The sequence below is a fragment of the Micromonospora purpureochromogenes genome, from assembly GCF_900091515.1.
GTDB classification, from domain to species: domain Bacteria; phylum Actinomycetota; class Actinomycetes; order Mycobacteriales; family Micromonosporaceae; genus Micromonospora; species Micromonospora purpureochromogenes.
In genome coordinates, this window is record NZ_LT607410.1 from 4,273,576 (window position 1) to 4,293,456 (window position 19,881).

General features: G+C 76.6%; 8 protein-coding genes. 1 reads left to right on the top strand and 7 read right to left on the bottom strand.

The features are described from left to right. Positions 1–8: 8 nt before the first annotated feature. The 7 genes from GA0074696_RS19840 to GA0074696_RS19870 all read right to left on the bottom strand — a co-directional run bounded on the left by GA0074696_RS19840 (position 9) and on the right by GA0074696_RS19870 (position 19,333). A complete protein-coding gene (locus tag GA0074696_RS19840; protein WP_231925086.1) occupies positions 9–5,483 on the bottom strand; it encodes a type I polyketide synthase in 5,475 nt (1,824 codons plus the stop codon). 11 nt (positions 5,484–5,494) lie between these two features. Beyond that, the gene (locus tag GA0074696_RS19845; protein WP_088962481.1) at positions 5,495–9,010 is read right to left on the bottom strand and encodes a non-ribosomal peptide synthetase; all 3,516 of its coding nucleotides are present in this window, start codon (positions 9,008–9,010) and stop codon (positions 5,495–5,497) included. Beyond that, on the bottom strand, positions 9,007–11,310 hold the full coding sequence (locus GA0074696_RS19850) for a lantibiotic dehydratase (protein WP_088962482.1): 2,304 nt from the start codon (positions 11,308–11,310) through the stop codon (positions 9,007–9,009). The genes GA0074696_RS19845 and GA0074696_RS19850 overlap by 4 nt, the downstream gene beginning before the upstream one ends. Then, positions 11,307–14,459 carry a thioesterase domain-containing protein gene (locus GA0074696_RS19855; protein WP_088962483.1) on the bottom strand — a complete coding sequence of 1,051 codons (3,153 nt, stop codon included), beginning with the start codon at positions 14,457–14,459 and terminating at the stop codon, positions 11,307–11,309. Before GA0074696_RS19855 ends, GA0074696_RS19850 begins: the two co-directional genes overlap by 4 nt. Further along, positions 14,456–17,941 carry an AMP-binding protein gene (locus tag GA0074696_RS19860; RefSeq protein ID WP_231925087.1) on the bottom strand — a complete coding sequence of 1,162 codons (3,486 nt, stop codon included), beginning with the start codon at positions 17,939–17,941 and terminating at the stop codon, positions 14,456–14,458. Before GA0074696_RS19860 ends, GA0074696_RS19855 begins: the two co-directional genes overlap by 4 nt. 342 nt (positions 17,942–18,283) lie before the next feature. Continuing rightward, positions 18,284–18,694, bottom strand: coding sequence for a DUF2267 domain-containing protein (locus GA0074696_RS19865; protein WP_088962485.1), 411 nt, complete (start codon positions 18,692–18,694; stop codon positions 18,284–18,286). Between the two features lie 240 nt (positions 18,695–18,934). Further along, a complete protein-coding gene (locus tag GA0074696_RS19870; RefSeq protein WP_088962486.1) occupies positions 18,935–19,333 on the bottom strand; it encodes an NUDIX hydrolase in 399 nt (132 codons plus the stop codon). Positions 19,334–19,455: 122 nt separating this feature from the next. On the opposite strand from GA0074696_RS19870, the gene GA0074696_RS19875 reads away from it, so the two are divergent. Beyond that, positions 19,456–19,842 carry a hypothetical protein gene (locus GA0074696_RS19875; RefSeq protein ID WP_088962487.1) on the top strand — a complete coding sequence of 129 codons (387 nt, stop codon included), beginning with the start codon at positions 19,456–19,458 and terminating at the stop codon, positions 19,840–19,842. Positions 19,843–19,881 lie beyond the last annotated feature (39 nt).

Sequence of the window (19,881 nt, forward strand, 5' to 3'; positions counted from 1 at the left end):
CTCGACGCTCAGTCGCGGGGCAGCCGCGGGATGGCGGGGATGGTGGCCGGGGCGGTGTCGTCGGTGGGCGCGACGGTGGCGCGCAGCTCCTCGATCCGGGCCGCCAGGCCGGCGACGGTCGGGGTCTCGAAGAGACTGCGCATCGGCAGCCGTACCCCCGTCGCCTTGCGCATCGCGGCGATCAGCTGGACCGCGACCAGGGAGTTGCCGCCGAGGGCGAAGAAGTCGTCGTCCACGCCCACCTCGGCCACCCCCAGCCCGTCCCGCCAGACCTGGGCGACGGTGATCTCCAGCTCGGTACGCGGCGCGGCGGAGCCGGCGCCGCCGCCGGCCGGGACGGCGGGGGCCGGCTCGTCGGCGGTCTCCAGGCTCCCGGTGGTGACCCGGGAGGCGCGGCCGCGGATGTCGTCGACGGTCCGGGTGGCGATCACCACCTGCGCGCCGAGACCGGCGGTGAGACTGCGGCGGAACGCCTCGGCCCCGTCGACCGGCCGGATGTCCTCGGTCGGCACCCCCGGCTCCGGGGCGGGCGCCTGCACCGGTGCGCCCGCCGTGGCCAGCCCGCCGGTCACCGCGCCCTGGTCGACCCGGCGCAGCACGAAGTCGCTGATCGCGACCAGCTCCCGGCCGTCGGCGTCCCGCAGGGACAGATCGGCGGCGACGACCTCGTCGGTGGCGCTGTCGCGGTGCCGCAGGTGGCTGTGGAACTGCGCCGGCAGGGCGCCGCGCACCACGATCCGCCCGTACGACAGCGGCAGGTAGGTGCCGCTGCCCTGGCCCCGGCCGAACGCGGTGGCCACGTCCAGCAGCGCCGGGTGCAGCCCCCACGAGGGCAGGTCGCCGACCGCCGCGTCGGGCGCGGTGATCCGGGCCAGCTCCTCCCCCTCGCCCAGGTGGTGCTCGGCCAGCGCGGCCCAGCGCGGCCCGAAGGTCAGCATGCTGGTGCGCCCCCGGCCGAACGAGGCGTCGTCGTCCACCCGCCGGCCGGTCACCGCCGGCACCCGCGCGGGCGGGGCCGGCTCGTCGGTCCAGCCGGCCGCGCCGCGGACGTGGGTGCGCAGCTGCCCGGCGGCGAGGCTGCGTACCGCGAAGTCCACGCCGTCCTCGGTGGGGGTCAGCTCGACCCGGTACTGCGCGACCGTGCCGTCGGGCACCGAGAACGGCTCCAGGAAGACCACGTCGCGCAGCTCCACCGCCGCGTCCCCGACCGGGGTGGGCAGCCCGGCGGCCACCGCCGCCCGGACCGACTCCAGGTGGGCGGTGCCGGGCACCACCGGCACGCCACCGATGCGGTGCTCGTCCAGCAGCCAGTGCGTGTCGGCGGAGACCAGGCCGTGCAGGACCACGCCGTCCGGGCCGGTCACCGCCGTGGTCAGCACCGGGTGGTCCACCGGGTGGGTGACGGTGTCCCGTCCGGCGGCCCGGAAGCCGGCCGGCGCGTCGGTCTCCACGGCCATGCCCACCTCGGCCCAGCCACCCCAGTCTTGCGACAGCACCGGCGCCCGGAAGCCCGCGCCGGCCCGGGCGTACGCGTCGAGGAAGCTGTTCGCCGCGCAGTAGTCGACCTGGCCGAAGCCGCCGACCACCGCGGTGATCGAGGAACAGAGCACCACGAAGTCCAGCGGCAGGTCGCCGAAGACCTCGGCCAGGGCGAGGGTGCCGGCGAGCTTCGGCGCGAGCACCCGCTCCGCCTCGGCGCGCTCCTTGACCTCGGCCATGCCACCGCCGGGCAGGCCGGCGGCGTGCACGATGCCGTCGATCCCGCCGAACTCGGCCTCGGCGGCCGCCCGGACCCGGCGCAGGTCGGCCGGGTCGGTGACGTCGGCGGCGAGCACCAGCACCGACGCGCCGGCCGCCTCCATCCGGCGGATCGCCGCGATCGCCCGGCCCGCCCGGTCTGCGCCGCCGTGCACGGCCAGGTGGTCGTCCCACCGCTCGCGCGGCGGCAGGCCGGAACGGGCCAGCAGCACCAGCTTCGCCCGGGCCCGCCGGGCGAAGTCCTCGGCCAGGGTGACGCCGATGCCGCCCAGACCGCCGGTGATCACGTACCGGCCGCCCTCGCGCAGCGCGCCCGGCTCGCCCTCGGCGTCGACGGTGACCTGCTCGTAGCCGGTCACCCAGCGGCGCGGGCCGCGCAGCGCCAGCTCGGCGCGGGCCGGGTCGACCGGCCGGCGCAGCTCGGCGACGAGCGCGTCCACGTCGGACGAGGCCGGGTCGGCGTCCAGCAGCCGGACGGCCAGCCCGGGCAGCTCGGCCGGGAGCACCCGGGCCAGTCCGGCCAGGGTGGCGTGCTCGGGGCGGATGAGGTCGGTGCCGGTCACGTCCCCGATGCCGGCGGTGACCAGGTCGAGGGTGCGGGCGCGCTCGTCGGTGGTCAGCCCGGCCCCGGCGAGCGCCTGCACCAGGTGCAGCGCGCTGAAGAAGCCCCGGTCCTGGGCGGCCCAGGCGGCGGCGACGTCGGTGCCGGCCGGGGCGCCGTCGAGGGCGAAGGCGTGCACCAGCCGCTCCGGCGGGTCGGCGGCGAGCGCCGCCACCAGGGCGTCGTGGTCCTCGCGGGCGCCCGGCCGCAGCCGGTACCCGCCGTCGACCGCCGCGAAGCGCTCGCCGGCGCGTACCACGGTGGGCGTGACACCCGCGGCTCGCAGCGCCGCGACCAGCGCGTCGCCGCGCGGACCGTCGGCCAGGACCAGGCAGCGGCCCAGCGGCGCGGTCCGCGGCTCGGCGGCGGCCTGCCGCCAGACCGGCACGGCGAACCACTCCGGCAGCGGGCGCGGCCCGCGCTGCTCCGGCGCGGCGGGCGCCTGGTCCACCGGGTCCGGGTCCACCCAGTAGCGGCGGCGTTCGAACGGATACGTGGGCAGCGGCACCCGGCGGGCGGCCGGATCGGCGTCGAGCCGCACCCCGACGCCGGCGCACCAGAGCGCGCCGGCGCTGGTGAGCAGGGTGGCCAGATCGCCGCTGCGCTCACCGGGGCCGGGCAGGCTGCCCAGCGGGGTCAGCGCCCGCTGGGCCGGGCCGGCCTTCGCGACCTGCATCCGGGCCAGGTTGGCCAGCTGCCGGCCGGGGCCGCACTCCAGCAACGCCCAGGTGCCCTCGGCGAGCAGCGTGGCCACGCAGTCGCCGAAGCGCACCGGCCGGCGCAGGTGCGCGGCCCAGTACGCCGGGTCGGTGGCCTGCTCGGCGGTGATCCAGCTGCCGGTGACGTTGGACAGGAACGGGATCGCCGGCGGGCGCAGCGGCAACCCCGCCATCAGGGCGGTGAACTCGGCCAGGATCGGTTCCATCATCGGCGAGTGGAAGGCGTGGGAGGTGCGCAGCGCCTTGCTCCTGCCCTTGATCGTCTCGGCGAACGCGGCGACCTTGTCGCTCTCGCCGGCCACCACGCAGGTGCCCGGGCCGTTGACGGTGGCGATGGCCAGCCCCTCGGGCAGGCGCTGCGCGACCACCGACTCGTCCAGCGCCACGGCGAGCATCGAGCCGGCCGGCAGGGACTGCATCAGCCGGCCCCGCGCGGCGACCACCCGCAGCGCGTCCGGCAGGCTCAGCACCCCGGCGACGGTGGCGGCGACGTACTCGCCGATCGAGTGACCGATCATCGCGGCCGGGCGCGCCCCGGCCCGCAGCCAGACGGTGGCGAGGGCGTACTCGACGACGAAGAGGGCCGGCTGGGTGTAGCGGGTCTCGGTGAGCTTCTCCCCCGCCTCCGGGTCGCGGCCGAGGATCAGGTCGCGGACGTCCAGCCCCAGCTCGGGGCGGAGCAGCTCGGCGCACTCGTCCACGATGGCGGCGAAGGCGGGCTCCTCGGCGTAGAGCTGCGCGCCCATCCCGGCGTACTGGGAGCCCTGCCCGGAGAACAGCAGGCCCACGCGGGGCGCGGGGCCGTCGACGACGCCGGACTGGCGGCGGCGCGCGGTGCGCAGCGCGGTCACCGCGTCCGGCAGGTCGGCGGCGACCACGGCGACCCGGTGCGGGTACTCCTGCCGGCCCACCCGCAGGGTGTGCGCCACGTCGGCGAGCAGCTGCGGCCCGCCGTCGGTGCCGCCCTCCAGGTGCTCGGCGAGGCGCAGCACGGCGGTGTCCAGGGCGGTGGCGGTCTTCGCCGACACGTGCAGCAGCTGCGCCGGGCGGACCGCCCGGTCGGCCCGGTACGCCGCCGGCGCCTCCTGGAGCACCACGTGGGCGTTCGTGCCGCCGATGCCGAAGGAGCTGACCCCGGCCCGGCGCGGCCCGCCGTCGGTGTCCCACTTGGTCAACGTGTTCGCCACGTAGAACGGGGTGTCGGCGAAGTCGATCGCCGGGTTCGGCTGCTCGAAGTTGATGCTCGGCGGGATCAGTCCGTGCTCCATCGCGAGCACCGTCTTGATCACGCTGACGATCCCGGAGGGCTGGCTGAGGTGGCCGATGTTGGACTTCACCGAGCCGATGCCGCACCAGCCCCGGTCGTCGGTGTCCCGGGTGTAGACGGCGGAGAGGGCGGCGACCTCGATCGGGTCGCCCATCGCGGTGCCGGTGCCGTGCGCCTCGACGTAGCTGATGCTGCGCGGGTCGATCCCGGCCATCCCGACGGCCTGGGCGATCGCCTCCATCTGCCCGTCGATGCTGGGAGCGGTGAAGCCGACCTTGCCGGCGCCGTCGTTGTTGACGGCGTTGCCGAGCACCACGGCCCGGATGGCGTCGCCGTCGGCGATCGCGTCGGAGAGGCGCTTGAGCAGGGTGACGCCGACGCCGCTGCCCCAGACCGTGCCGTTGGCGGCGGCGTCGAACGGCCGGCACCGCCCGTCCGGCGAGGTGAAGCCCTCCATGCCCAGGTAGCCGACGTGCGGCAGCTCGATGTTGACCCCGCCGGCGAGCGCCATGTCGCACTCGCCGTTGCGCAACGCCTCGCAGGCCAGGTGGAACGCGACCAGCGAGGTGGAGCAGGCGGTGTGCACGGTCAGGCTCGGCCCGCGCAGGTCCAGCCGGTACGACACGTTGGTGGCCACGTAGTTCGGCGAGTTGCCGGTGGCGATGGAGACCGCCCCGTGCGGGCTGCCGCCGACGCGCTTGTTGCGGATGACGTACCGGTGCAGGTAGGTGTTGCCGCCGGTGCCGGCGTACACGCCGACCGCGCCGTCGTAGCGGGCCGGGTCGTAGCCGGCGTCCTGCAACGCGGTGTAGCAGCTCTCCAGGAACAGCCGGTGCTGCGGGTCGGTGATCTCCGCCTCCCGGGCGGTCATCCCGAACAGCCCGGCGTCGAACTCGTCGTACCCGTCGACCAGCGGCGCCCGGTTGACCCACCCCGGGTCGTCGACCTCCTCCACCGTGGCGCCCCGCGCCAGCTGCTCCTCCCGGCTCAGCTCGGTGACCGACTCGACGCCGTCGACCAGGTTGCGCCAGAACTGGCGGACGTCGGCCGCGCCGGGCAGCCGGGCGGCGAGCCCGACGATCGCGATCGGCTCGATGCCGTCGTCGGCGGGGAGGTCGGATGCCATCGGGTTGTCCATCTGCGTGTCCTTCATTGCGCGGTGCCGCCGGGGCGGCGGGGTGGGTTGCGGCGGGTGCGGCTGCGGCGGGCGGCGGCCCGCAGCGCGGCGCGGGCGAGTTCCGGCCGGTCGGCGGCGCCGTCGAGGCTGGCGGCGAGCGCCCGGACGGTGGGGTGGCGGAACAGGTCGAGCATGGTGATCGAGCGGCCGGTGGCGGCGGTGAGCCGGGCGTGCACCGCGGCCAGGGCGAGGGAGTGCCCGCCGATGTCGAAGAAGTTGTCGCTGACCCCGACCCGGTCGGTGTCGAGCACCTCCCGCCAGATGCCGGCGATCAGCTCCTCGGTGTCGGTCAGCCCGCCCGGGCCGGCCGGCATCGGGGTGCGGGGCGCCTCGGCGGCCGCCACGGTCATCGCGCCGAGCTGCGGCGTGCGCACGGTGGGCCGGGGCAGCGCGGCGGCGACCGCGTCGGCCGGCGCGTGCGGGTCGGCGGCGAGCGCGCCGACCAGCTCGGCCAGGTCGGTCAGGAGCGCGTCGATCCGGTCGGTGTCGAACAGGTCCGGGTTGTGGACCACCTCGACGCCGAAGCGGCCGTCGGACTCCACCACGTAGACGGTGATGTCGAAGGGCGAGCCGGGCTTGGGCACCGGTACCGGCACGGCGGTCAGCCCGGTCAGCGCCAGCCGGGGCGGGTCGAAGTTGAGCACGTTGAACAGCACCTGCACCAGCGGCGCGCGGGAGGTGTCCCGGCCGACGCCGAGGGCCTCGACGAGGCGTTCCAACGGCGCGCCCGGGTGGGCGGTGACCTCGTGCAGCTCGGCGGCGCACCGGTCGACCAGCTCGGCGAAGGTGGCCCCGCCGGTACGCAGCCGCACCGGCACGGTGTCGATGAAGAAGCCCACCACGTCGTCGAAGGCGGCCAGCCGGCGGTCGGCGACGATCGCCCCGACCACGTGGTCGTCGCCGCCGGTGAGCCGGCGCAGCAGCTCGCCGAAGCCGGCGAGCAGCACCGCGGCGACCGTGGTGCCGCGCCGGGCGGCCAGGGCGCGGACCGCGCGGTCGGCGGGCTCCGGAAGGCGCACCGCGGCCTCGGCGCCGGCGTAGGTCTGCACCGCCGGGCGGGGCCGGTCGCGGGGCAGCTCCAGCACGGTGGGCACGCCGCGCAGGTGCTCGGCCCACCAGGTGAGGTCCGCCGCGCCCCGGCGGGCGTCACGCCCGGCCCGCCAGACCGCGTAGTCGGCGTACGTGGCGGCCGGCGGCGGCAACGTCGGGGTCGCCCCGGTGACGGCCTGGGTGTACGCGGCGGCGAGGTCGTCGTAGAGGACCGCCTCGGACCAGCCGTCGAAGACCGCGTGGTGCATCGTCATCGCCAGCACGTGCGCGTCGGTGCCGAGCCGGTAGACGGTCACCTGCCAGGGCGGCCCGGTGGCCAGGTCGAAGGCGTGCGCGGCGCCGGCGGCGAGCATCCCGGCCAGCTCCCCCTCGGCGTCGGCGCTGCCGGTCAGGTCGACCACCGGCACGGCCACGTCGGTGGGTTCCGCGCAGACCGCGTACGGCACCCCGGCGGTCTGCGGGATCCGCCAGCGCAGCACGTCGTGCCGCTCGGCGACGGCCCGCAGCGCCGCACCGAGGGCGGCGATGTCCAGCGGGCCGCGCAGCCGGTGCGCGACGGCGATGTTGTACGGGGCGCTGGAGGGGGCGAGCTGGTCGACGAACCAGAGCCGGCGCTGCGGTGGGGACAGGGTGGGCGGGTTGCCGGTGGTCAGCGGCTCGATGTCGGCCGGGTCGGCGGCACGCAGCCGGGCGACCAGGCCGCCGAGGGTGCGTCCGGCGAGCACGTCCCGGATCTCGACGTGCCGGCCCAGCTCGGCGCGGAGCGCGGCGACCAGGCGCATCGCGGCGATCGAGTTGCCGCCGGCGGCGAGGAAGTCGGTGTCCGGGCCGGGAGTCGCACCGAGCAGCCGGGCCCAGATCCGGGTCACCGTCCCCGTCACCGGGTCGGCCGCACCGGCCGGCTCCTCGGCGGTGGGTCCGGCGGTCAGCGCGGCCACGGCCAGGGCGCGCAACGCCGGCCGGTCCAGCTTGCCGGTGACGGGGCTGACCGGCAGGTCGTCGCGGCGCAGCAGCCGGGCCGGCAGCATCGCGGCGGTCAGCCGCGCCCGGGCGTACGCCCGGACCGTGTCGTCGCCGGGTGCGCCGGCCGGGGTGAGGACCGCGACCAGCTCGGTACCGGCCGGCCCGGGCACCGCCTCGACGGCGACCCGGTCGACGCCGGGGGCCTCGGCCAGCACCGCCTCGACCTCGCCCAGCTCGATGCGCTGGCCCCGGATCTTCACCTGCCGGTCGGTGCGTCCGAGGTAGACGATCCGCCCGTCGGCCGCCTGGCGGACCAGGTCACCGGTGCGGTACAGCCGCTCGCCGGGCAGCCCGGAGAACGGGTCGGGGACGAACCGGTCGGCGGTCAGCCCCGGCCGGTCGAGGTAGCCGTCGGCCAGTCCGGGGCCACCGATCAGCAGCTCGCCGGTCTCCCCCGGCGGCACCGCCCGCAGCTCGGCGTCGACGACGTATGCCCGGTGGTTGGGCAGCGGCAGGCCGATCGGCACCGGATCGCTCTCGGCGCCGCTCAGCTCGCCGGTGACCGCGAGCACGGTGGTCTCGGTGGGGCCGTAGCCGTTGAGGAAACGCCGCCCCGGCGCCCAGCGGGCGGCCAGCTCGGCGGGGACCGCCTCGCCGCCGCAGAGCACGGTACGCCAGCCCGGCACGTCGGCCGGGTCCAGCATGGACAGCACGGTCGGGGTGATGAAGCCCCAGTTCACCTCGTGCGCGGCGATGAACCGGGCGAGCCGGGCCGGGTCGGCGCGGTCCTCGGCGCCGAGCAGTTGCACCGCCCCGCCCAGCAGCAACGGCAGGAAGAGGTCCATGGTGGCCGCGTCGAAGCCGAGCGAGGCGATGCCGAGGCTGCGCACCCCGGCGTCGGCGCCGCTGACCGTGGCGCACCCGGTGACGAACTCGACCACGTTGCGGTGAGTGGTCAGCACCCCCTTCGGGCGGCCGGTGGAGCCGGAGGTGAACAGCACGTACGCCGGGTCGCCGGACCGGGCCGGGCAGGGCGCCAGCGGGGCCGGGCCGGCCGACTCGACCACCTCGACGCCCGGCAGGTCGGCCAGCTCGGCCGCCGCGTCACCCACCAGCAGCGACACCCCGGCGTCGGCGACGATCTCGCGTTGCCGCTCGCGGGGGCCGTCCGGCTCCAGCGGCACGTAGCAGCCACCGGCCAGGAGCACCCCGAGCACGTCCACGACCAGCCGGGGCCGGCGCCGGCCGCAGACCCCGACCCGGGTCTGCCGGCCCACGCCGTGGGCCCGCAGCGCGGCGGCCACCCCGGCCGCCCGGCCGATGAGTTCCCGGTAGGTGAGCCGGTCGTCCCACTGGCGGACCGCGACCGCGTCGGGGCAGCGCGCGGCCCGGGCGGCGATCAGGTCGGCCAGCGTCCCGTCCGGCCAGGGCAGCTGCGGCCCGGCGACGGCGCTGATGGACAGGATGTCGGTCACCCGTGCTCTCCCCGGTAGGTGGCTGGATCGGTGATCTGCAGGCGCAGCTCGCTGACGTGTCCGCGCCCGGCGGCGTCCGGCACCCAGGCGTCCGCCGGCGTGGGCAGCAGCTCGGTGACCACCACCGCCACGTCGGAGCCGGTCTTCGCGGCGGCGTCGGCCATGGCGCACAGCGACTGGGCGTACAGCGGGCCGGTCAGGTCGACGTAGCAGGGCTTGACCTCGGTGCCGACCTTGACGAACACCCGTTCGGGCAGGCCGAGGGCCGTCCGGAAGCGGCGCGCCGCGAGGTAGCGCGCGGTCTCGTCGCCGTGCCCGGCCAGCCCGCTGTCGGCCACGGTGGTCCGCCAGGTGCGCCGGGCCACCACCAGCCGGTCGATGGTGATCCGGGGCGTGTGCGGGGCCGGGTCGAGCAGCTTGAAGGTGTCCACCAGCAGCGAGCCGAGCAGGTTGGCGAAGATCTCCATCACCGGCCAGCGGGACCCGTCGGGGAAGACCGCGGTCAGCGCGTCGCCGTCGCGGACCACGGTGACGGCGGTGGCCGGGACCAGCCGGTCGACGTCGCCGCCGCGGGCGGTGTCGATGCCGAGCTGGCGGTCCGCGGGGCCGGTGAGGGCGTACGTGGTGCGGGTGGTCAGCCGGGGCCAGCTCGCCGGGTAGAGCACCCGGAGCCGGGCCGGTCCCAGGTCGGCGTCGAGCGCCGCCCGCAGCGCCGCCGGGTCGGGGTGGAACGGGGTGAGCACCGCGCTGTCGTAGGCGACGGTGGCCGGGTGCAGCTCGCCGAGGACGAGCAGGAACTCGCCCCGGTCGATCGCCTCGGCGGAGACGGCGCTGACCTGGAGGTCGGGGTTGTGGATCCGGGCGGACGGCCAGCCGGGCCGCTCGGCGGGGAAGAGCGCGCGGACCGGGCCGGCCAGGTCCTCGGCGCGCAGCCGCAGCTCCACGGTGCGGGCCGGCAGGTGCCGCAGCCCGAACAGCTGGGCCCACCGGTCGGTGAAGCCGGCCCCGGCGCGGGCGACGGGGCCGTCCGGGGCGATCAGCATCCCCTGGGCCAGCGACCAGATGTCGGCCAGCCGTACCGGACCGTCGGCGGCGAGCTCGTCGTGCAGGTCGGCGAGGATCTCCTCGCAGCCGGCGCCGATCTCGGCGGTGAGCCAGCGGGCCGCCTGGAGGACCACGGCGAGCGGGGCGGCCAGCGCGTCCAGCACGGTGGCGCCGACGGTGACGTCGAGGTCGCGGGCGGTCTCCTCGTAGCAGACGGTGCGCCCGGCGTACATCTGGCCGCTCTGCCGGGTGGCGGGGCGGCCGGTGACCGCGGTGAACCCGTTGTTGAGCGCGGCCAGCGCGGCGCCCAGCCGGTCCGGGTCGCCGGCGGCGGCCGCGACCGCGTCCCGGGCGGCGCGGAGCCGGTCGAAGTCGGCGGCCACCGCCGCCCGCACGGCCTCCTCGCCGATCGCCGCGATCCGCTCGGCCAGCACCCGTTCCGCGTCCGGGCTGTTCGGCAGGTTCGCGTCCCAGGTCAGCTGGCCGCGTTCGACGAACCGGTCCAGCAGCAGGTACCCGTCGTCGACGGTGCGGACATCGCCGTCGGCGCGGGCCCGCTCGGCCAGCTCGACGGCGGCGGTGCGCCCGTCGCAGGACGCCAGCAGCCGGGCCTCCACCGCGGACAGCGGGATCGGCGGGTGCAGCGGCCAGCGCAGCTGCCGGCCCTGGACACTCAGGTGCGGTTGCAGCGCCGGGGCCCACCAGCGGCGGACCGCCAGGTCGTCGGCGAGCCGGTCGGCGTACGCGATCAGTGCCCAGGCCTCGAACCCGACGTGCCGGCGGGTGACCAGCCCGGGTCCGGGCGTCAGCCGGGTACGCGGCTCGTCCGGGTCGAAGGTGCCCCAGCAGACCGGGCCGAAGAAGCCGATTGTCTCGGCCTTGCCGCAGTAGCGCTGCCAGTAGCGCAGCATGCTCAGCTCACGCTTGCGGCGACGCACGTTGCGTACCGCCGGGTCGGTGCGCAGCAGCCCGTCCAGCGCGATCAGCATGTCCGGGTTCTGCCAGGTGACCGCCTCGCGCAGCAGCGGGTCGGCGGCCAGGTCACCGGCCACCGCCGAGGAGTCGGCGAACGCCTCGCGCAGCGCCTTGTCGACGACCTCCGGGGCGACCTCCCCGGCGAGCAGCGCGTCGGCGGCGGCGGCCGCGTCGGGCGCCGCGAAGCGGTCCAGGCCGGCGGCGGGGAAGCCGGCGGTACGCAGCACCAGGTCGCGCCAGACCGACCAGCCGGTGTCGCCGAGGGGGATGCGGTGGCTCATCGGCGAGGCTCCCCGGTGGTGTCGACGATGTGCAGTCGCAGCTCGCTGAGGTACCGGCGGCCGGCGGCGTCGGGCACCCAGGCGTCGTCGGGGCCGGGCAGCATCTCGCCCACCACCAGCGGTACGCCGTCGCCGTGGGTCATGGCCGCCGAGCGGACCATTGCGCAGAGCATGTTGGCGTACCCGGGACTGGCCAGGTCCACGAAGCAGGGCTTCGTCTCGCTGCCGAGCTTGACGTAGACCTGTTCGGGCAGGCCGAGGCGGGCGCGCCAGCGGCGGACGGCGAGGAACCGGTCGCGTTCCCCGGTGGCCGGCCCCAGCCCGCTCTCCCCGACGGTGGTGCGCCAGGTGCGCCGGGCCACCACCAGCCGGTCGATGGTGATCCGGGGCGTGTACGGGGCTGCGGCGACCAGCTTGAACCCGTCCACCGCGTGCGCGCTGAGCAGCTCGGCGAAGACCTCGGTCAGCGACCAGCGCTGCCCGTCGGGGCCGGTGGCCACCAGCCGGTCGCCGTCGGCGGTGACGGTGAGGTCCACCGTGGGCAGCACCCGCGCCCGGTCGGCGCCGGGCGCCGCGCCGAACGCCAACTGCCGGTCGGTCGGCGCGGCGAGGGCCTCGGCGACCCGGCTGGTCCGGCGGGGCCAGTCGGCCGGGTAGAGCAGTCGCAGCCGCCGCCCGCCGACGTCGGCGGCGAGCGCCGCGCGCAGCCGCTCGGCGTCCGGATGGCCGGTGACCAGCGGTGCGGTGTCGAAGGACGCCCAGGCGGCGTGCAGCTCGCCGAGCACCACGGTGTAGTCGCCACGGGCCAGCGCGGCGCTGTCGGTGGCGCAGATCTGCAGGTCGGGGCTGTGCAGCCGGGCCAGCGGCCAGTCCGAGGGGCCGGGCGGCGGGAAGGCGGCGTCGACCCGGTCGACCAGGTCGGCGACCGCGACCCTCACCTCGGTGGTGTCGGCGGACAGGGCGTCCAGCCCGAACAGCCCGGCCCAGCGGGCGGCGAAGTCGGCGGCGACCCGGTCCACCGGCCGCTCCCCGTCGCCCCAGAACAGCCCCTGGGCCAGGAACCACAGGTCGGCCAGGGACACCGGGGCGTCGCCCGGCCCGCCGCGCAGGTCGTCGTAGAGCTCGCGGAACACCGCCGCGTACGCCTGCTCCAGCGCGCCGACCAGCCAGCGGGCGGCGCGCAGCAGCACGTCGAGCGGGGCGGCGATCCCGTCCAGCAGCGGCCGGCCGAAGATCACGTCGAGGTCCCGGCTGGTGTCCTCGTAGCAGAGGGTCCGGCCGGCGTACATCTGGCCGTCGCGGCGCCGCGCGGCCTGCCCGGTCAGCCCGGTGAAGGTGGCGTCGAGCGCGTCCAGGGCGGCCCGTAGCCGCCCCGGCTCACCGGCGGCCGCGGCGACCGCGTCCCGGGCGGCGACGAGCCGGTCCAGCCCGGCCCGGGCGCCGGCCCGTACGGCCTCGTCGCCGATCGCGTCGATCCGCTCGGCCAGCACCCGTTCGGCGTCCGGGCTGACCGGCAGGGCGGCGTCCCAGCTGATCAGCTCCCGCTCGACCAGCCGGTCGAGCAGCGCGTAGCCGTCTTCGGGGCGGCGCAGCCCGGCGGCCGGGTCGCGGACCAGCTGGTGGGCGGGGCGGCCGTCGGCGGCGGCGAGCAGGGCCGCCTCCACCGGGGTGAGGGTGACCGGTGGGCGGCCGGGGCGCAGCACGGTCCGGCCGCGCAGGCTCAGGTGCGGGGCGAGCAGCGGCGGCCACCACCGGCGGACGGCCAGGTCCCCGGCGAGCCGGTCGGCGTACGCGGCCAGCGCCCAGGACTCGAACGGCACCCAGCGGCGGCGGGTCAGGTCGGGCCCGGGACGGACGTCGGCCATCTCGGCTCGCGTCGGGTCCACGGTCACCCAGCAGCCGGGGCCGAAGAAGCCCACGGTCTCGTTCTTGCCGCAGTAGCGCTGCCAGTACTTCAGCAGGGCCCGTTCCCGGTCCCGGTGCTTGTTGTTGCGCCGCGGCTCGGGGCCGCCGGCGACCAGCGCGTCGAGGATGACCAGGGCGCCCCGGTTCTGCCAGGTGACCGCCTCGCGCAGCAGCGGGTCGGCGGCCAGCTCGGCGAGCCGCCGGGCGGCGGCCGAGGTGGCCTCCGCGAACTCCTTGTCGAAGCGTTCCTCGCCGGTGCCGGTGGCGATCAGCTCGTCGGCGGCCGCGGCGGCCGACGGCGCGGCGAACATGGTCAGCCCGTCGGCGGGGAAGCCGGTGGTGCGCAGGACCGCGTCCCGCCACACCGACCAGCCGGTCTCGCCCAGCGGCACCCGGTGCGCCCCGGTCGACCCGGCACCCTCCGCACCCTCCGCACCGGCAGCGCCGCCTGCGGCAACGCCGGACGCGGCAGTACCGGACCCGGCGGCGGCCGAAGCGGCGGCGGCCGGCGCGGCGACAGCACCGGCCAGGTCGGCGCGGATCGCGGCGAGCAGCTCGGGCAGCCGGTCGGTGAGGAAGAAGTGCCCGCCGTCGATCTCGTGCAGGGTGAACCCGGCGGCGGTGTGCGCGGCCCACGCGGCGCTCTGCTCCCGGCTGACCGCCCGGTCGTGCCGGCCGCTGAACGCGACGAGCGGCACCGGCAGCGGCTCGCCGGGGACGTACCGGTAGCTGTCCACCCGGCCGAAGTCGGCGCGCAGCAGCGGCAGCAGCAGCTGCACCAGCTCGGGGTGTTCCAGCAGCTCGGCGGGGAGCCCGCCGCCGGCGCCGAGGCGGCGCAGCAGCTCGTCGTCGTCCACCCGGGACAGCCCGTCGAAGAGGCTGGGGGCGGTGACGTGCGGTGCCCGCGCGCCGCCGACGTAGAGCCGCAGCGGCAGCGGGCGGCCGGTGCGGCGCAGCTCGCGGACCACCTCGAAGCCGACCCGGCCGCCCATCGAGTGGCCGTAGATCGCGTACGGGCGATCGGCCCGACCGGCGATGGCGGCGGCGACGTCGGGCACGGTGAACCGGGGGTCCTCGCTGATCCGGTTCTCCCGGCCGGGCAGCTGCACCGCGAGCACCTCGACGTCCGGTCCGATCCCCTCCTGCCAGCGCCGGAAGGCGCTCGCGCCGGCCCCGGCGTAGGGCAGGCAGAACAGTTGCACCGGCGCCTGGGGTCGGCTTCCGGGCGAGACGAACCAGTTCACCGCGCGCCTTTCTGAGGGGGGTCGATCCAGTACCGCCGGCGCTGGAACGGGTAGCCGGGCAGTCCGGTGCGGCGGACGCCCTCGTCGGGGTGCAGCGCGGCCCAGTCGACGTCGCGGCCGGCGACCCAGTCGGCGGCGAGGTCTCGCAGCCGGCCGGCCGGGCCGGCGATCCGGGTGTCGGCGTGCAGCAGCTCGTCCAGCGCGGCGATCGCGCCGGCCGGGGCGGTGGCGACCACCGCCGCCCGGCAGTCGAAGGCCCGCCGGCCCAGCGCCAGGGTGGCGGCCACCTCGGACAGCACCGGTGCCGCGCCGGCCAGGTGGGCCCGCAGCCGGGTGAGCGCCGCGCGCAACGCCCCGGGGGTACGCGCCGAGACCGGCAGCAGGTACGCGACCCCCTCGGGCGCCTCGACCGGCTCGACCGGCGGGGGCTGCTCGACCACCACGTGCGCGTTGGTGCCGCCGAGGCCGAACGAGCTGACCCCGGCGACCCGGCGCGGGCCCGGCGGCCAGTCGCGCGCCTTGGTCGGCACGTAGAACGGGCCGCCGGCCAGGTCGATCTCCGGGTGCGGCCGGGTGAAGTGCAGGTTCGGCGGGATCACCCCGTGCTGCACGGCGAGCACGGTCTTGATCAGCCCGGCCACGCCGGCTCCGGCGTCGAGGTGACCGATGTTGGTCTTGACCGAGCCGAGCGCGCAGGACTCGGCGGGGGCGGCCCCGCCGTACACCTCGTGCAGCGCGGCGACCTCGATGGCGTCGCCGAGCGGCGTACCGCTGCCGTGGGCCTCGATGAAGCGGACCTCGCCGGGCGCGACCTCGGCGGCGGCGAGGGCGTTCGCGACGGCGGCGGCCTGCCCGGCGGGGCCGGGGACGGCGAAGCCGGCCCGGTCGGGCCCGTCGTTGGTGACCGCCCAGCCGGGCAGCACCGCGTAGATCCGGTCGCCGTCGGCCTGGGCGTCGGCGAGGCGGCGCAGCGCGACGACCCCGACGCCGGAGCCGAACCCGGCCCCGTCGGCGGCCTCGTCGAAGGCGCGGCAGCGGCCGTCGGGTGAGGCGAGGCCGCCCGGGGTGTGCCGGTATCGGGGCCAGGTGACGTTGACGCCGCCGGCGAGGGCGAGGTCGCACTGGTAGTCGGCGAGGCTCTGCGCGGCGAGGCAGACCGCGACCAGCGAGCTGGAGCAGGCGCTCTGCACGGCGACCGCCGGCCCGGTCAGTCCCAGCCGGTACGCCACCTGGCCGGGCAGGTGGTCGGTGAACTGCCGCCCGATCAGCCGGGCCTCCCAGTCGTCCGGGTCCACGTCGCCCACCACCGCCGGGTTGTCCAGCAGGTGGAACAGGAAGTACCGGTTGGCCGAGGTGGCCGAGTAGACCCCGACCAGCCCGGGGAACCGGGTCGGGTCGTGCCCGGTGTCCTCCAGCGCCTCCCACGCGGTCTCCAGGAAGAGCCGGTGCTGCGGGTCGGTGCGGGCGGCCTCCTGCTCGCCCATGGCGAAGAACTCGGCGTCGAAGTCCGCGACGCCGTCGAGCCGGCCGGCGGCCCGGACGTGCCGGGGGTCGGCCCGCAGGCCGGGCCCGATGCCCAGGGCGGCCAGCTCGCCGTCGCTGTGGTCGTGGATCGAGTCGACCCCGGCGCAGAGGTTCCACCAGAAGGTGGCCAGGTCGGGGCCGCCCGGGAACCGCCCGGCGAGCCCGACCACGGCGATCTCGTCGCCGGTGTACTCGCGGGCGGCGACGGTCGGCGCGGCCGGGGTGGGCAGGCTCGGCGCGGGGGCGGGTGCGGCCGGCCGGTCACCGGTGGCCGCCGCGTCGAGCAGCCGGGCCTGCGCCGCCACGGTGGGGTGCGCGAAGAGCCGCACCATCGGCAGCGCCACCCCGAACCGCTCGGCGAGGCGCTGCTGCACCTGGCCGAGCAGGAGGGACTGGCCGCCCGCGTCGAAGAAGCTCTCCTGCCGGGCGACCGCCTCGCGGCCGAGCACCGCGCACCAGATGTCGTGCACCGCCCGCTCGGTCTCGGTCCGCGGGCCCTGCCCGGCCGGGACGTCCCGGGGCGGGTCGGGCAGCGCCCGCTCGTCGACCTTGCCGGTGACGGTGAGCGGGAAGGCGTCGAGCGCGACCACCGCGCGGGGCAGGGCGTACTCCGGCAGCCGTCGGGCGAGGGCGGCGCGCAGGGCCGCCGGGTCGAGGGGCCCGCCGGCGGGTGTCGCGTACGCCAGCAGCTCGCCGTCGCGGGCGATGGCCCGGACGGCGGCGACGCCGGGCTGGGCGGCGAGGATTGCCTCGATCTCGGTCAGCTCGACCCGGAACCCGCGCACCTTGACCTGCCGGTCGAGCCGGCCGAGGCAGACCAGCTCGCCGCCGGGCAGCCGCGCGCCGAGGTCCCCGGTGCGGTACGCCCGGGTGACGCCGTCGTCCTCGAGGCTGAACCGGTCGCTGTCCTGCCCCAGGTAGCCCGGGGCGAGGTACCGGCTGCGTACCACGATCTCGCCGGTGTCCCGGTCCAGCGACAGCTCGTACCCGGGCAGCGGGGTGCCGATCGGCAGCGGCCCGGTGGCGCTCGGGTCGGCCTGGGCGAACGGCAGCGGGTGCCGGGCGGCGAAGGTCATCTCGGTGGCGCCGTAACCGTTGACCAGGACGCAGTCCGGCGCGAACCGGTCCCGACCGCGCGCGGCGTCGGCGTGGGTGGCCTGCTCGCCGCCGAGCAGCACCACCCGCACGGAGTCGAGCCGGCGCGCGCCGAGGGTGTCGAGCAGGAACCGGTAGACCGTCGGGGTGGAGTGGTAGACGGTCACCCGACGCCGGAGCAGCTGGTCGGCGGCGTGGGCCAGCCCGTGCCGGCGCAGGTCCACCGGGACGACGGCGGCGCCGGTGAGCAGGGCCGGATACAGGTCGGGGATGGCGGCGTCGAAGCTGAACGAGGCGAGCAGGCTGAGCCGGTCGTCCGGGCCGAGGGCGAGGTCGCGGATCTGGTTGTCCACGACGTGCGCCAGGTTTCGGTGGGTCTGCGCGACGGCCTTGGGCGTGCCGGTGGAGCCCGAGGTGAACAGCACGTACGCCGGCGCGTCCGGGTCGACCGGCACGGGACGCAGCGGGGCGGGCCCGATCCCGTCGAGCACGATCACGGGCGTGCCGGGCCGGTCGGCGCACAGCCGCTCGGCCAGTTCCCGGTGCGCGGCGGCGCAGGCGACGGCGCGCACGTCGGCGGCGGCGAGCAGGTGGCACAGCCGCGCGTCCGGGAACCCCGGGTCCAACGGCACGTACGCGCAGCCGGTGGCGAGGGCGCCGAGGACGGCGGCGACGGTGGGCGCGCCGTGCCCGGTGAGCAGGGCGACCCGGTCGCCGGCGCGCAGGCCCGCGGCGGTGAGCGCCGCGGCGTGGCCACCGGCGCTGCCGGCCAGCTCGGCGTAGTCGACCTCGTGGGTCTCGCCCAGGATCGCCGGCCGGTCGGGATGGGCGGCAGCGACGTCCACGAAACGCTGGATGATCATTGGTTGCGCCATCTCAGCGAGTCGGCTCGACTCCACTGTGGACAGGCGCGCAGGCATCGACAATTGTGATCATGATCCCCCCCAGGACTTCACAATGGAGCCAGAATAGGCCTCGATGCCTCCTGGAACAGGCCATTGATCGGAGTCAGCCCGAAGGGGCCACGGCGCCTCGGTGATCGGGCGTCGAAATTCGGCCGATCATCCCCCTAGCGCGGAGAGGAGTTTCAGCCTAAGGGGATTTCAGCGAGCAAATTTCCGGCGAAAGGGGTCGCAGGCCGGGGATCTTCCACCCAGACGGCTCCCGTAACGGCAGCTCAGACGGGGTGCGCAGTGGCGGCGACGTCACTCATCGTACGGCCGCGGCGGCGCTGGATCGACGTCCCTGGTGAAACTTTTCGGCAACTGCGCCACCAGGTCCTGGAACTCGCCGACCGTGACCGCCTCGCGCAGGGTGGCGAAGACCGCCCGGACTCCGACCTGGGCGGTGGCCGGCTCGACGCCGGCCCGGTCGGCCACCCGGCGCAGGAACTCGACCGGCCCGAAGGTCTCCGCCGCGCCCGGCGTGGTCTCCGGCGGCGGCCCGGCCAGGTATGCGCTGAGCTCGTCCGGGAGCTGGGCGCTCAGGTCGTCGACCTCCCCGGCCTGGACCCGCTCGGCCACCGTCACCAGCACGGCACGGGCGATCGCGGCGGCCCGCTCCGGCGGCAACTCTGCCCGCCGGGCGACCGCGTCGACGAAGAGGGGAAAGCGCACCCGGTCCTCCTCTCGCTCCGCCGATCGGCCGCACCTCCGACCCGGCGTCCGCGGGTCGTCCGTCGGAAGTCCGACCCTCGGCGGCCGTCCCGCCCAGTCGGGAATCCGACCGCGGTTACCCGCCCCGGCGGGGCGCAAACGACCGCCGCACCCGACCGGTTCCGGCCCGGCTCACGCCCGCCGGAGGAGCGGGGAACCGCCGCGTCGGCATCGACTCGTGGCGCAGCACCCGCGAGTCGCTCACGCCAGCAGGGCCCGCCGGCGCAGGTCGTCGAAGATGATCCGGTCGACCGGGGAGACCTGGTCCCGGTCGGCGTACCCGAGCCAGGCCACCTCCTCGATCTCGTGGTCCGGCCGGGGCTCGCCGTGGTGCTCGGCGGTGTAGCAGGTCATCCGCACCAGCGTGCCCGCCGGGTGGCCGTGCGCCTGGGCGGTGAACGTGCCGACGTGCACGGCCGTCTCCGCGTCGATCACCACACCCAACTCCTCGGCGATCTCGCGGGTCAGCGTCTCCCGGTCGGTCTCGCCGGGCTCGCGCTTGCCGCCGGGCAGGTACCAGAGGTCCCTGCCCCGGGACCGGGTGCTGAGAATCCGGCCGTGCTCGATCCGGATCCAGGCGATCTTGTCGATGGGGTCCACGGGCGGTCCTCCGGTGCGGGCGGGCACCCACCATAGACGGCGTCCCGGACGGGCCGGGTTTGGCGGCGGGGACCGGCGGGGCAATCGGAGCGCACGGCATGCTCCCGGAGGGAGGGACACGAATGGGCTGGTGGCGCAACCGGCGGCGGCGGACGCCGCCGGAGAACGTGGCCGAACTCCTGTCCAGCAGCGGGCCGTTCCGGGTCGCCAGCGAACAGGTGGAGATCGGCGACTGGGAGACCGTCCGTCGGTGGCTGCGCGAGCTCGATCCGGACCTGGGGCAGCAGGTCTTCGTGCACCGCCCTTGGGGCACGGTCGCCGCGGTCAGCGACCACCGCGATCCGGTGGCCGTGGTGATGTCGGATGCCGAGGGACGTCCGTGGGCCGCCTACGTCCCCGGCGCGGACCACCGCGAACACCTCACACCCGAGCAGGTCGAGTCGGTGATGCTGGCGGCGCTCACCTCGGACGGGCCTCCGGCCGGCCCCGACTGGCGGCGGCTGGACTGACGGCCGCGGCCTCCCCGCGATGGACCTCCCACCGCCCCG

Bases quoted from the DNA above. Each gene is read 5' to 3' on its own strand.
- GA0074696_RS19840 (WP_231925086.1), bottom strand. From the start codon at position 5,483: ATGGACAACCCGATGGCATCCGACCTCCCCGCCGACGACGGCATCGAG.
- GA0074696_RS19850 (WP_088962482.1), bottom strand. From the start codon at position 11,310: ATGAGCCACCGCATCCCCCTCGGCGACACCGGCTGGTCGGTCTGGCGC.
- GA0074696_RS19860 (WP_231925087.1), bottom strand. From the start codon at position 17,941: ATGATCATCCAGCGTTTCGTGGACGTCGCTGCCGCCCATCCCGACCGG.
- GA0074696_RS19875 (WP_088962487.1), top strand. From the start codon at position 19,456: ATGGGCTGGTGGCGCAACCGGCGGCGGCGGACGCCGCCGGAGAACGTG.